Genomic DNA, 14696 nt, shown 5'->3' on the forward strand with positions numbered 1-14696 from the left:
ACAATCCCCCTAAAAAAGCATCCTCCATAAGAAGGATGCTACTTTCGTTCTTTTGGAACGACTTGGCATACCGCAATTTGCGATTCGCGGAAACATTGTTTAGCGATTTGATCGATCTGTTCGATCGTTAATGTCTGTAATACTGGTATGACATCAAACAAGCTTACTTCGTTAAACGCGTATCGCGTAAATTGGTTGGCGATATATTCCGGAGAATTCAGCGAACGCAAAAACGCGCCGATTTTTTTCTTTTTCACCCGCTCTAATTGCGCTTCTGTTACGGAGTCGCTCGTGAAAGATAGCAATATTTGTTTAATTTCTTCGCTAAGCCGGTCCGGATCGCTCGTATCCCCACCGACCATCGCAAAGCCAAACTCCCGCTCTTCCGTGTAATCGTACATAAACGTTTCATCAATGAGCCCAAGCTCATACAGCCGTTCATAATGCGGCGAACTTTTTCCAAACAAATAATCTAACAAAACATTGAACGCCAACTCGTGAACCAACTTTTCTTTACCAGCTGGGCGAACCATTGGCGCCTTAATTCCGACGATACATTTGCTCGTTTGCACATGCATCGGAATGACTTTCTTCGCTTCCGCTCTCTCTTTCGGCTCATCGTACACAAAACGCTGAATCTCGCTGGCTTTTGGAAACGATTTTTTTGCTTGGTTATCGCGAATTTGCTGCATGATTTTTTGTTCATCGACTGGCCCGACAATAAACAACAGCATATTGCTCGGATGGTAAAACGTTTCGTAACATTCGTACAACAGTTCTTTCGTAATATGGGAAATGGATTCAACCGTGCCGGCAATATCAATTTTCACCGGATGGTTTTGATACATGCTTTCAATGGCACCGAAATAAACGCGCCAGTCCGGATTGTCGTCATACATGCGAATTTCTTGGCCGATGATTCCTTTTTCTTTTTCTACCGTTTGCTCGGAAAAATATGGGCTTTGCACAAAATCGATGAGCGTTTCCAAATTTCCCTCGACATTTGCCGTGCTCGAAAACAAATAGGCCGTACGCGTAAACGAAGTGAAGGCGTTTGCTGACGCCCCTTGTTTGCTGAACTGTTGGAACACATCGCCGTCTTCTTTTTCGAACAGTTTATGCTCTAAAAAGTGGGCGATTCCGTCCGGCACCCGTTTCATCTCCGTTTTTCCGAATGGAACGAACTGATTGTCAACCGACCCATATTTTGCCGTAAACGTTGCATACGTTTTGTAAAACCCTTTTTTTGGTAAAATGTACACATCTAAACCGTTTTCCATTTTTTCATAAAACAGCTGTTCTTGCAGCTGCTCATAGACGATTTTCTCCATCGCTATTCCGCCCCCTCCATTCCGGTCAGGAAGTAAATCGTATCAAGCTTGACTTTGCCGGCAACGCGCATGATTTCCTCCCGCGATACACGGTCTGTGCCTGATAGCCATTCTTCAATCGAGCGCTTCCGCTTCGCGACAACGTTATGGTAAAGCACTTCCACTAATCCGCGCGGCGTATCGATCGTTTCTAACAATTGGTTGCGGATCACCGCTTTCGTTTGCGCGATTTCTTCATCGGTAATATCGCCGTTTTTCATCGCTTCCATTTGCTTTTCAATAATTTGCAGCGCCTTTTGGTAATTCGCAGGTTCGATGCCGGATGTGACGATCAATAACCCTTTATGGCTTTCCAAGCGCGAGGCGGCATAATATGCCAAGCTTGCTTTTTCGCGAACATTCATAAACAATTTGGAATGAGAAAAACCGCCAAAAATGCCGTTAAACATTTGCAGCGCGTAATAATCGTCGTCTTCATATGTGACGTTCGTCCGATAGCCAATGTTCAATTTTCCTTGTTTAATATCTTGCTTTTCGATCACTTCGTTTACTTTATCGCGCGTTTTGCTTGAAACCATTTCTTCCGTAGATGCGCGAACCGTGCGGTTTGGCAGCGAAAAATGCGAGGCAACTGCTTCCAATACCGTTTCTTCTTGCACGTCACCGATCACGTATAAATCGATTTCATCTTCTTGCAACGTTTTTTGATAATATTGAAAAAGTTCCTCTGCCGCAATGCGGTCGACATCGTCTAGTTCGCCGTTAGCGTGCAGGGCGTACGGCTCTCCTTTGCACATTTCTTGAATAAGCCGCAAGTTGGCATACCGAATTTTATCGTCGTATACCGCTTGAATGCGTTGCTTTAGCGCTCGCTTTTCTTGCTCAACAATGCGTTCGACAAACCGGCCGTCTTGCAAAGCGGGGCGGAGAACAATATCGCTCAACAGCTTGACGGCGTTGCGAAGAAGCGGCATTTTCTCTTGTAAAAACACTTCGTTTGCCACGTCGATGCGAATCGTAATAATATGGCTTTCGCCTTTTTTCGCTAAATCAACATTTAATGTCGCGCCATACAGTTCATCTAAGTATGTGCGCAGCTGCTTCACGCTTGGATGCTCGGCGGTGCCGCTTTGCAGTACATACGGCAAAAGGGCGCGCAACGTCACCGTTTCGTTTGCCAGCGGCGCTTTCATTTTCCATACGAGCGTATTTGTTTTATATTTATTCGTCGGAATCGTATGGACGTTGATATTCTCTATTGCCGTTATTTTTTCATTGATCAATCGAACTCCTCCTTTAACGTGAGCTTGCCGATATTTTATTGTTGTGTTCATCATATCAACAATATACCTTTTATAAAACGCAAAATGCAAATAAAAGCAAAAAAGAACTCGAACAAACGTCGAGTTCTTTCCGCAGCTTTCACCGTTTTCCTTTAATGTAAGGAATGCCTGAAGCTTTCGGCGCTTCCGCACGGCCGATAAAGCCGGCAAGCGCTAAAATCGTCAGCACGTATGGCGCGATCAGCAAATAGACTGTCGGCACATTTTTTAAAAACGGAATCGTTTTTCCGACGATGCTTAAACTTTGCGCCAAACCGAAAAACAGCGCTGCTCCCATCGCGCCGATCGGATGCCATTTGCCAAAAATCATCGCCGCAAGCGCCATAAAACCGTGCCCAGAAATTGTCGCATGGCTAAAATCGCGAGAAATGATCGTCGCGTACACCGCACCGCCGATTCCGCCTAATGCGCCGCTGATCATAACGGCGATGTAGCGCATTTTCGTCACATTGATTCCCATCGTATCCGCCGCCATCGGATGTTCGCCGACTGCGCGAAGACGAAGGCCGAACGGCGTTTTGTAAATGACGTACCAGGCGACAAACGCCAAAATGATCGCCAAATACGATGGAACGTACGTATTGGAGAAAAAGAGCGGTCCAATCACGGGAATATCGCTTAATATAGGAACATCAATTTTATCAAATCCGATTTGAATTTGGTTGGTCTGCCCTTTTCCGTACATTTTTTTGACTAAAAAGAGCGACAAGCCAAGCGCTAAAAAGTTAATCGCCACACCGCTGACGACTTGATCGGCGCGAAACGAAATAGACGCAACGGCGTGGAGCAGCGAAAAAATGGTGCCGACGATCATCGCAGCGAGCAAAGCGAGCCATGGGGTGAGCGCCCCGAACGTGTCGGCAAATGTCAAATTGAAAACGATGCTAACAAACGCTCCGATGATCATTAATCCTTCTAGCCCGATGTTCACAACGCCGGATCGTTCGCTAAATACGCCACCAAGCGCTGTAAAAATAAGGGGAGCAGCAAAGAAAATGGCAGATGGAATAATTACTTGCAATACTTCATAGACGCTCACTTATTCCGCCCCCTTTTTCAAACGAGATAATAATAAGCGAATAACATAGCTTGACGCGACAAAGAAAATAATGAGCGCAATAATAATATCGACTAGTTCTGTCGGCACACCCGCGCTTGATGGCATCTCTAACGCCCCGACTTTCAACGCGCCGAACAATAGAGCCGATAGCAATATCCCAAATGCGTTGTTTCCGCCAATGAGCGCGACGGCAATCCCGTCAAATCCTACACCGGTAAAACCTGCTTTCACAGAAATATTTCCGAAAGTTCCTAACCCTTCCATCGCTCCGGCAATTCCGGCGAACGCTCCGGAAATTGCCATCGATAAAATAATATTCGCTTTTACGTTCATTCCCGCGTATTGAGAAGCGTGCTGGTTAAACCCGACAGCGCGCAGTTCAAACCCTTTCGTCGTTTTTTCAAGCAGAAACCACATGATGACCGCGCCGATGATCGCAATAATGATGCCGTAATGCACGGAAGAGTGGTACGTGATTGATTCTAAAAACTCTGAGCGAAGCGACGCGCTTTCATGCACTTGCTTTGATTTAAATCCTTCCTCCGATAAAACAGAGCGGATGATCGCGTTTGTCATATGAAGCGCAATATAGTTCATCATAATCGTAATAATCACTTCATGCACTCGTAAATACGCTTTTAAAATTCCCGGGATGAACGCCCATAGCGCTCCTGCCAGCGCCGCCGCTAAAATCGCCAGCGGCAAATGAATGGCTTTTGGAAGTTCAAACGATACGCCGACCCACACTGCCGCGAGCCAACCGACAATGAGCTGTCCTTCCACACCGATGTTAAACAGACCGGTACGGAAGGCAAAAGCAACTGCAAGACCTGCTAAAATATAAGGTGTCGTTTGTCGAATCGTTTCTCCAATGTAATATGGATCGCCAAATGCACCGTATAGAAGAGACGAATATCCGGCGAGCGGATTATAACCGCTTGCGATCATTACAACCGCACCGACAATCATCCCTAACAATACGGCCAATACAGGAACAACAAAGGCAGACGATGCGGAAACAAAAAATTTTTTAAGTTCACTCAACTTCATGAAGACACACCTGCTTCCTTCCGTTTACTTCCCGCCATTAACAGCCCGAGTTCTTGCTCCGTCGTTTCTTTCGGATCGACAATGGCAACGATTTTTCCCTCGTAAATAACGGCAATGCGGTCACTTACATTCATCACTTCATCTAGCTCAAATGACACAAGAAGCACCGCTTTTCCTTTGTCGCGCTGTTCGATCAAACGCCGATGAATAAACTCAATTGCCCCAACGTCAAGACCGCGCGTCGGCTGAGCAGCAATGAGCAAATCCGGGTTGCGATCGACTTCCCGGCCGATGATCGCTTTTTGCTGGTTTCCGCCGGACAGCGCGCGCGCTTTCGTATATTCATCTGGAGTCCGCACATCAAATTCAGCAATGAGCTGGCGCGCTTTTTCATAAATCGCTTTAAAGTTTAAAACTCCGCGTTTCGAATATGGCGGTTTGTAATAAGTTTGCAGCACCATATTTTCCCCGATCGGAAAATCAAGAACAAGCCCATGTTTGTGACGGTCTTGCGGGATATGGCCGACGCCTGCTTCGATAATTTTTCGCGGCGGAAGGTTCGTAATATCGCGGCCGTTCAGCAAAATCGAACCCGATTCCACTTTCACAAGCCCTGTAAGCGCCTCGATCAGTTCCGTCTGCCCGTTGCCGTCCACTCCGGCAATGCCGACGATTTCTCCAGCATGCACCGTTAAATCGAGATGATTGACCGCAGTCACGCCGCGCGCATCTTTGACGACCAAGTCTTTGATTTCGAGCACCGGTTTGCCCGGCTGCGCCGGTTTCTTTTCTGTTTTAAACTGTACTTCGCGGCCGACCATCAGAGACGCGAGTTCGTTTGGATTTGTTTCCGCAACGTTTAACGTAGCGATTCCCTTCCCGCGGCGAATGACCGTGACGCGATCGCACACTTCCATAATTTCTTTTAATTTGTGGGTAATTAAAATAATCGATTTTCCTTCTTTTACTAACTTTTTCATAATTTGAATGAGTTCATGTATTTCTTGCGGGGTTAACACTGCCGTCGGTTCGTCAAAAATTAAAATGTCGGCACCGCGGTACAACGTTTTTAAAATTTCGACGCGCTGCTGCATACCGACGGAAATATCAGCGATTTTCGCGGTCGGATCTACCGCAAGCCCGTACCGTTCCGACAGTTCGCGCACTTCTTGTTCCGCCCGCTTCATATCAATGGCGCCGCCTTTTGTCGGCTCGCTACCTAAAATAATATTTTCCGTTACCGTAAACGTATCGACAAGCATAAAATGCTGGTGTACCATGCCAATTCCAAGCTCGTTCGCAACGTTCGGATCGGTGATGTTTACCTTTTTTCCTTTTACGCGAATCTCGCCGCCATCCGGCTGGTAGAGACCAAACAGCACGTTCATGAGCGTCGATTTCCCTGCCCCGTTTTCCCCTAGAAGCGCATGAATCTCCCCCTTTTTTACCTGCAACGTAATGTTGTCGTTTGCGACGAAATTGCCAAACACCTTTCGAATATTCAACATTTCAATAACATATTCCAAATAAATTCACTCCTTACTTGAGCAAGGTAAAATCATAAAATGGAAAGAGGCAATAAACGGTAATTGCAACCTTTCATTTTATGATTTTTGGGCGAACAAAAAGGCTAGCGAAAACACTAGCCTTTTTATTCAGTTATTTTAAGGATGCTTCAAATTGTTTATATTCTTTGCGGGTCATTGGAACTTTTACTTCGCCTTTAATAATTTTTTGCTTCCATTCATCGACCGCTTTTAACACTTCTGGCTTAATGTTGTCTTGCGTTGGCGCAATGCCGACTCCGTTTTCTGGAAGACCGTATTCAAGCGTTTTTCCGCCAGGGAAATCGCCTTCTTTGGAACGTTTTGCTACGTCATATACGGCAACATCGACCCGTTTTACCATCGATGTCAATGTGACGTTATATGTTTTTCCGTCCACTTTGACAACGCCTTCTGGAGCTTGGTCTTTATCGACGCCAATCACCCAAATTTCACGGTTCGGATCTTTCTTTTTCAAGTCTTTTGCTTCCGAGAATACGCCGTTTCCTGTTCCGCCAGCAGCATGGTAAATGACGTCGATGCCGGAAGCGTACATGCTTGATGCGATCGCTTTTCCTTTATCGGCTTGATCAAACGCACCGGCATATTGCACTTCCACTTTGGCGTTTGGATTAACCGCTTTTACTCCTGCACGGAATCCGCTTTCAAACTTTTCAATTAACGGAATTTCCATCCCGCCGATAAAGCCGATTTTATTCGTTTTCGTCGTTAATCCGGCAACAACCCCGACAAGGAACGAACCTTCATGCTCTTTAAACGTAATGCTCGCCACATTTGGTTCGTCAACGACCGTGTCAACGATCGCAAAATGTTTTTTCGGATTTTGTTCAGCAACTTCTTTTACAGCATCTCCCATTAAATATCCGATCCCATAAATGACATCAAAATCGCTGCGCACAAGTTTATTTAAGTTCGTCGCATAATCGGCGTCGCTAGATGACTGCAAATAATCGTAACCGCCTCTGCCCTTTTTCATCCCATTATCTTTTCCGAATTTTTGCAATCCTTCCCACGCCGATTGATTAAAAGATTTGTCGTCAATGCCGCCAACGTCCGTTACCATCGCAACACTAAACGTGTCTTTGCCGCCGGCATTATCGCCCCCTTGACCGCCACATGCACTTAATAGCATGCCTGTCGCCAACATAAGAGAAAGGGCGAAGCCAAATCGTTTTTTCATGATCAAATTACCCCCTAATCCAATAAAAAATGTGATACTTTCTCATCTTAAATTATGATGATGAAATGATCCTAATATTCGGATGTCACCTCCTTAAAAGTTAAGCCGTTTTCGCAGCACATGGAAGCTAAATTTGTCGGAGCGAAAGTAGTTAATCGAATAAAAAATCGGTTCATCATTTTTATCAAAGTGCATCTGCTTTAAGACAAGCAGCGCAGTTTCCGGCTCGCATTGCAAAATCGGCGACACTTTCTCATGGTAGCCGAGCGGCTCGATGCGGGCTACAGCATAAGCGATATCGCGGTTCACCTGATTATGTAAATTTTCGAACAAGGACTCCTGCTCATAAGAAATTCCTTTCGGCAAATATTTGCATAAAATTTTGTCGATGCAATAGACGACGGGCTCCCCGTCAGCGGTGCGGACGCGCTCGATTAAAAGGATTTCGTCGTCCGCCGAGCATTGGAATTTCCGCATGTCATCTTCCGTCGGCTGTTGCACCGAAGAAGATAAAAAAATCGTCCCAGGCTTCCGGCCCGCCTTCCGGATCATATCGGTGACGCTGTTTAGCTGTTCGATCCCGGACGTGAATAACGGTCTCGAGTTCACAAACGTTCCGACGCCATGCCGGCGGATGATAACGTTTTCTTCTTCCAAAACGCGCAGCGCCTCGCGCAATGTCGCACGGCTGACACCTAGCTGCTTCGCTAATTCAAACTCCGAGGGAAGCTTTTGCTTTTCTTTATACACGCCTGTTTCGATATCATGCTTAATTCGATCAATCACTTGTAAGTATAGGTGGCGGTTGTCTGATTTAATGGACATTGTAAAAAGCCCCCATTTTTCCATTTTGCAGATATCAGACCTCTGACGTTAGACATGTTACCTTTTCGAGATTACTATACCATTTTTTTTTGAATAAATAAATATAGCAAATAAAAATTTTGTCGATGAAAGCAAAAAAAGGTTGACAGCGGTTTCAATGTGACATATTTTTAAAGGAAACAGGCAACACGTTTGCCTGCTTCCCTATGACGTTTTTGCGTTTTCTTTTGAAATGAGCACGGCGCGAGGTTTGCTTCCTTCGTACGGCCCAACGACTCCGCGCGCTTCCATCGCATCAATGAGACGTGCCGCGCGATTATAGCCGATGCGAAAGCGCCGCTGCAACATGGAAACGGAAGCACTTTGCATCTCGACAACAAGCCGGACCGCTTCATCGTACAATTCATCCTCGAATTCTTCGCCATCATTATTCTCTTCGTTTACCATCATTTCTTCATAATATTGTGCTTTTTGCTGGGAAATAACAAAATCGACGACCTCTTCGACTTCTTCGTCGGAAACAAACGCCCCTTGCACGCGCACCGGCTTGGAAGCGCCCATCGGCAAAAATAGCATATCGCCGCGGCCAAGCAGTTTTTCCGCTCCTCCCATATCCAAAATCGTCCGCGAATCGGTTTGCGAAGAAACGCTAAAAGCGATCCGTGACGGAATGTTTGCCTTAATGACGCCGGTAATGACGTCAACGGAAGGGCGCTGTGTCGCAATAATAAGATGGATTCCCGCTGCGCGCGCCATTTGTGCCAACCGCGTAATCGAATCTTCGACATCGGAAGAAGCGACCATCATCAAATCTGCCAACTCATCAATGATGACAACGATGTAAGGAAGAAGCGGCTGCTTTTCTTCCGATTCTTGATTATGGCGCCGTACATATTCATTATACCCTTCGATATTTCGCGTGCCTGTATGTGAAAATAATTCATATCGTCTTTCCATTTCCTGAACCACTTTTTTTAGCGCTTGCGACGCTTTTTTCGGATTCGTCACAACCGGAGCAAGCAAATGCGGCACTCCGTTATATACACTTAATTCCACCATTTTCGGGTCAATCATCATCAATTTTACTTCATGCGGCTTTGTGCGCATAAGCAAGCTTACGATGATTCCGTTAATACATACGCTTTTTCCGCTTCCGGTTGCCCCGGCGATCAACAAATGCGGCATTTTATTCAACTCGGCGACAACGACTTCACCCGAGATGTCGCGGCCTAACGGGATTAATAGTTTTGCCTCTTGTTTGTAGTGGTCAATCGCTTCTAGCACTTCCCGTAAAGAAACGGTCGCAATTTCTTCATTTGGCACTTCAATGCCGATCGCCGATTTTCCCGGAATCGGCGCTTCAATGCGAATGTCTTTCGCAGCAAGGGCAAGCGCAAGGTCATCGCTTAAACTAACGATTTTACTTACCTTCACGCCAACATCCGGGTATACTTCATATTTCGTGACCGCAGGACCAAGATGCACTTGCGTCACTTTCGCCTTTACGCCGAAGCTTTGAAATGTTTTTTCCAGCTTGCGCGCATTTGCGTAAATGTTCGCATGATCTTTCGCTTGGCTTGTTTGTTTCGGAAGGCGGAGCAAATCAAGCGGCGGGAGCTGATAATCGGCGTTTTCCATTTCGGAAAACGCAAGCGGCGGAGACTCTTCTTCCTCCGCGCTTTCCGCCTTTTCTTGCTCTCGTTCTTGTTCTATCTCATTCGAACGCGCCGCAGTAAAATCGGAAATAATCGGCGGCGGGGAGAGCGTCTCTCCCTCTTGCTGCGCGATCGGCTCCGGTGTTTTTGGTTTGCGCCGTTTCTGTTTTTGCGCTTTACTGCCCCAACGTTTTACATCCGCGGCAAATGCTTGCCATTGCCGCCGCAAGAAAGACGCAAATATCATCACCGCTTTTCCGACGGTTTCGCGCAACGATTTTCCCGTAATGAAAACGGCTCCGATGACAAAAAGGAAAAAACAAATCCATTTTGTGCCGAGTTCATCAAATAATTGATAACTGGCGGCAAAGAAAAACGCGCCGATCATCCCGCCGCCTAAATCGGCACTAGCCGATCCGCCGCGCACTTCATCCCAAAACAACTCCCATGTCGTGCGAATGATGCTAGGGTCCAATTGGCCGCGTCGGGACAACAAATCGAATAACGTTTCATGACTAAGCATTAGCAGTGATGAAACGATAATATATGAACCGAGGAGAACTCGGTGGGTAAACGGAGGCCATCGTCGCTTCCAAATGATATAAAATGACAATAGAAACGAGGCGACAAACAATAGCATATACCATTCTCCAAAGAAAAAGCGCGCGATGAACACGAGCGTCTTTCCAACTAACCCAAGGCGCGCCATCGCGATGACGGAAATTGCCAACATCGCAAGACCGATTAGCTCTAATTGAAACGTTTCTTTCCAATGCCGCTTTGACCGTCTCGCTTTTTTTTGCCGTTTCCGTTTTGCCACTATCATTCACTCCAATAAACAAACTGAAAGATGGGAAAAAAGCAGCCAAACTTGGCTGCTTTTTTCCGTCTGTTTATTTATTATACCATGAATGGAGGAGGAATTCATTACGTGTTGCAACGGACATCGGGAATCTTGTTCCCGGCGCGTATTTTTGTTCTAAAAAATGAAGCGGGTTCGTGCTTAAATTTCGCACTATTTCATATTCGCCTGTTTCCGCCTTTTGCACGAGAAACGGAATTCCATCGTAATATACCGTTGTTTGTTTTTCATACTCTTCCGCTGCCGCTTGAAAGACAAGATGCTCCGGCATGATCGTATATAAAATCATTGGATCATCTTCCTTTCACCTGATTTGTTCAGTTCAATCAGTTCGCGCAACTTGTCCATCGCTTTGGAAACGCCGCCGACTTCATCAATAAGCCCGTATCTCACCGCATCAGGGCCGACGACGTTCGTGCCGATATCGCGCGTTAAATTTCCTTTCGAAAACATAAGCTCCTTAAACTTTTCTTCCGTAATTTTTGAATGTTTTGTCACAAAGCGAACGACCCGTTCTTGCATTTTGTCCAAATACTCAAATGTTTGCGGAACGCCGATGACCAACCCGGTCAAGCGAATCGGATGAATCGTCATCGTTGCCGTTTCAGTAATAAATGAATAATCGCAAGAAACAGCAATCGGCACGCCAATCGAATGACCGCCGCCTAACACAATGGAAACGGTCGGCTTCGATAAAGAAGCGAGCATTTCCGCGATCGCTAACCCTGCTTCGACATCCCCGCCTACCGTATTTAAAATCACGAGCAGCCCTTCAATGTTTTGGTTTTGTTCAATCGCCACAATTTGCGGAATGACATGTTCGTATTTTGTCGTTTTATTTTGCGGTGGAAGTTGAATATGCCCTTCAATTTGTCCGACAATTGTCAAACAGTGAATGTTCGTATCAGGCGTCATTTGCGGGACGTTTGTTTGCCCTAGCTGTTGAATCGCTGATGCTGCTTGCTCCTCTTTCGTTTCTTGTTTTTCTTCTGATATGTAGCTTTCTTTTTCCATGCACATTCTCCTTTCTTTCCATCATACGTTTAGTATGCTCGAACTCGAAAAGAAAAATGCCGATAGGAAACTCCTATCGGCATCGTTCGTTGACTTTGAGCATGATCGTATTATACTTCCATAATAATTGGCAAAATCATCGGTTTGCGTTTCGTTTTTTCAAATAAAAATTGGCTTAATGCTTCGCGAATGTTCGATTTTAACGAAGACCATTCGATCACATATGTTTGTAAACATTTATTCACGATATTGGCTACGATTTTCGTCGCTTCATCAAGCAACGTTTCCGATTCTCTTACATAGACAAAACCGCGCGAAATAATCTCTGGTCCCGCGATAATTTTTTTCGCTTCTTTGCTTAATGTAACGACAACGATTAAAATTCCGTCTTGTGAGAGAAGACGCCGGTCTCTTAAAACGATGTTACCAACATCGCCAATGCCAAGACCATCAATTAAAATGTTGCCGTACGGAACTTTTCCGCCAGGACGAGCGACACCGTTGCGAAACTCGATGACATCCCCTTTGTCGATCAAAAACGTTCTTTCTTCGGAGATGCCAACCGCTTTCGCAAGATTGGCGTGTGCCTTTTGCATGCGATATTCGCCGTGAACAGGAATAAAATATTTCGGTTTCATCAAATTAAGCATTAACTTTAATTCTTCCTGACATCCGTGTCCGGAAACATGCACTTTTCTCTCGCGGTAAATGACATTCGCTCCGGCGCGATACAACGAATCAATCGTTTTCGAAAATATTAATTCATAGCCTGGCATCACCGATGCCGCAACGATGACGGTATCTCCTTTTTTGATGTTGACTTGCTTGTGCGCTTGTTTGGCCATGCGAGCTAATGCGCTCATCGGTTCGCCATGCCCGCCGGTTGTCAAAATAATCAATTCTTTATCATCGTAGCGGTCAATGTCATAAATGGAAATCGTCACTTTTTCCGGAAGATGCAAATATCCTAGCCGAACAGCAATATCCATCACTTTATGCAACGTTTTCCCCACAACAGCAACTTTCCGTCCATACTGTTTTGCCGCATGCAATACTTGTTGAATTCTTGTCACGTTTGACGCATAACAAGCAACAAACACCCGACCGTCCGCATTATAGATCACATCGGCAATTTCCTGGGCAACAAGCGTATCCGATCCCGTATATCCCGGTCTTTCCGCATTCGTGCTATCAGATAATAAGCAAAGCACCCCTTGTTCGCCAATTTGCGCCATTTTCCCCAAATCCGCTCGATTTTTGCCATATGGAGTCTGGTCAAATTTAAAGTCGCTCGTATAGACAATGGCGCCTTGGGACGTATGAATGCTAATTCCAACCGAATCAGGAATGCTATGAATCGTTCGGAAAAACGTCACTTTTGCTTTATCAAAAAAAATTTCCGAATCGGAGCGAATTTCGATCAGTTTTGCGTTTGTAATTCCTTGTTCTTTTAAAATCGATTCCGCCAATCCTAACGTCAGCTTCGTTCCGTACACTGGCACCGCGATTTTTTTTAACACATAGGCGATGGCACCGATATGTTCCTCATGTCCGTGTGTTAAAAAAATGGCTTTAATGCGGTCTTGGCGTTCAACGAGATAGCTAATGTCAGGAATTACTTTATCAATGCCAAGCATCTCGTCTTCAGGAAACATGACACCGGCGTCGATGACAAATATGTCGTCATCCAACTCGACTACATACATGTTCTTACCGATTTCCCCGACTCCCCCAAGGGAAAAAATCCTTATTTTCTCTACTTGTTTCGTTCTCAATGCTACGTCCTCCTATGATGATACTAACCCGCTCAAAGTCACTTGACTTTATTATAACTGATGGGAGTTTTTGAATACAAGATTGATGATAGAGCGCTTTTCACGAAAAAACCAACCCACGTAAGGTGGATTGGTTTTTCATCATAGTGTGTTTAGTAGGTTCATTAGTTTGACGCGCTCTTGTTCGGTAAGCGGAACGAGCGGCAGACGAACAGAGCCGACATCTAGCCCTTTTAGTTGCAGCGCTGTTTTTACCGGTACAGGGCTTGGGGCGGCAAACAGTCCTTTCATAATCGGCAATAGTTTTTGGTGCAGTTTCGCCGCCTTAGCAAGTTCGCCAGCTTCGAAAGCGGCGATCATTTGCTTCATTTCATTGCCGATAATATGGGAAGCCACGGACACAACGCCAGCGCCGCCAATCGACAATACCGGAAGCGTAATGCCATCGTCGCCGCTGTAAAGGAGAAAGTCATCGCGCGTGCGGGCAATGATTTCCGTCATCGCATCCAAATTGCCGCTCGCGTCTTTCACGGCGACGATATTTGGAATTTCCGATAGACGAACAATCGTATCGACAGAAATGTTCACGACAGAACGGCCAGGAATGTTGTAAAGCATCACTGGAAGCGACGTGCTTTCGGCAATCGCTTTAAAATGCTGATACAACCCTTCCTGATTCGGCTTATTATAATACGGCGCTACTAACATCACGGCGTCGACGCCAACTTCCTCCGCTTTTTTCGTCAACTCAATCGATGCCCGCGTATTGTTGCTTCCCGTTCCGGCAATTACCGGAACTCGTCCGTTTACGACGGAAACGACATGGCGGAACAAAGCGACTTTTTCTTCCGTCGTCAACGTTGGCGATTCGCCTGTCGTTCCGGCAACAACGAGCGAATCGGTTCCGTTTTCCAGCAAATAGTCGATAAGCTTTGTCGTCTTCGCAAAATCGACATTTCCTTTGCGATCAAACGGCGTTACCATCGCTGTCACGATTTTACCAAATTGGACCAATGCTTTCACTCCTCACTTCAAT

12 protein-coding genes are annotated in these 14696 nt (G+C 45.8%); all 12 read right to left on the minus strand.

The window, feature by feature from the left end:
* Window positions 1–38 precede the first annotated feature (38 nt).
* Window positions 39–1331, minus strand: coding sequence for an EF-P 5-aminopentanol modification-associated protein YfmH (gene yfmH, locus BM278_RS03445; RefSeq protein ID WP_090947966.1), 1293 nt, complete (start codon window positions 1329–1331; stop codon window positions 39–41).
* 2 nt (window positions 1332–1333) lie between these two features.
* The gene (yfmF, locus tag BM278_RS03450; RefSeq protein ID WP_090947967.1) at window positions 1334–2614 is read right to left on the minus strand and encodes an EF-P 5-aminopentanol modification-associated protein YfmF; all 1281 of its coding nucleotides are present in this window, start codon (window positions 2612–2614) and stop codon (window positions 1334–1336) included.
* Window positions 2615–2753: 139 nt separating this feature from the next.
* Complete coding sequence (locus tag BM278_RS03455; RefSeq protein WP_090947968.1) at window positions 2754–3713, minus strand: ABC transporter permease; 960 nt, start codon at window positions 3711–3713, stop codon at window positions 2754–2756.
* Window positions 3714–4784: an ABC transporter permease gene (locus BM278_RS03460; RefSeq protein WP_090947969.1), complete on the minus strand. Its 1071-nt coding sequence runs from the start codon at window positions 4782–4784 to the stop codon at window positions 3714–3716. It abuts the gene before it with no gap.
* The gene (locus tag BM278_RS03465) at window positions 4781–6310 is read right to left on the minus strand and encodes an ABC transporter ATP-binding protein (RefSeq protein WP_090947970.1); all 1530 of its coding nucleotides are present in this window, start codon (window positions 6308–6310) and stop codon (window positions 4781–4783) included. The genes BM278_RS03460 and BM278_RS03465 overlap by 4 nt, the downstream gene beginning before the upstream one ends.
* A 133-nt stretch (window positions 6311–6443) precedes the next feature.
* Complete coding sequence (locus BM278_RS03470; RefSeq protein WP_090947971.1) at window positions 6444–7529, minus strand: BMP family lipoprotein; 1086 nt, start codon at window positions 7527–7529, stop codon at window positions 6444–6446.
* 93 nt (window positions 7530–7622) lie between these two features.
* Window positions 7623–8354 carry a GntR family transcriptional regulator gene (locus BM278_RS03475; protein WP_090947972.1) on the minus strand — a complete coding sequence of 244 codons (732 nt, stop codon included), beginning with the start codon at window positions 8352–8354 and terminating at the stop codon, window positions 7623–7625.
* Between the two features lie 204 nt (window positions 8355–8558).
* Complete coding sequence (locus tag BM278_RS03480; RefSeq protein ID WP_279625736.1) at window positions 8559–10835, minus strand: DNA translocase FtsK; 2277 nt, start codon at window positions 10833–10835, stop codon at window positions 8559–8561.
* Window positions 10836–10902: 67 nt separating this feature from the next.
* On the minus strand, window positions 10903–11160 hold the full coding sequence (locus tag BM278_RS03485) for a YlzJ-like family protein (protein WP_090947973.1): 258 nt from the start codon (window positions 11158–11160) through the stop codon (window positions 10903–10905).
* A complete protein-coding gene (locus BM278_RS03490) occupies window positions 11157–11885 on the minus strand; it encodes a ClpP family protease (RefSeq protein WP_090947974.1) in 729 nt (242 codons plus the stop codon). The genes BM278_RS03485 and BM278_RS03490 overlap by 4 nt, the downstream gene beginning before the upstream one ends.
* Window positions 11886–11995: 110 nt before the next feature.
* A complete protein-coding gene (locus BM278_RS03495; RefSeq protein WP_090947975.1) occupies window positions 11996–13660 on the minus strand; it encodes a ribonuclease J in 1665 nt (554 codons plus the stop codon).
* 141 nt (window positions 13661–13801) lie between these two features.
* Window positions 13802–14674, minus strand: coding sequence for a 4-hydroxy-tetrahydrodipicolinate synthase (gene dapA / locus BM278_RS03500; RefSeq protein ID WP_090947976.1), 873 nt, complete (start codon window positions 14672–14674; stop codon window positions 13802–13804).
* Window positions 14675–14696: the final 22 nt, after the last annotated feature.

The organism is Parageobacillus thermantarcticus (assembly GCF_900111865.1).
Lineage (GTDB): Bacteria > Bacillota > Bacilli > Bacillales > Anoxybacillaceae > Parageobacillus > Parageobacillus thermantarcticus.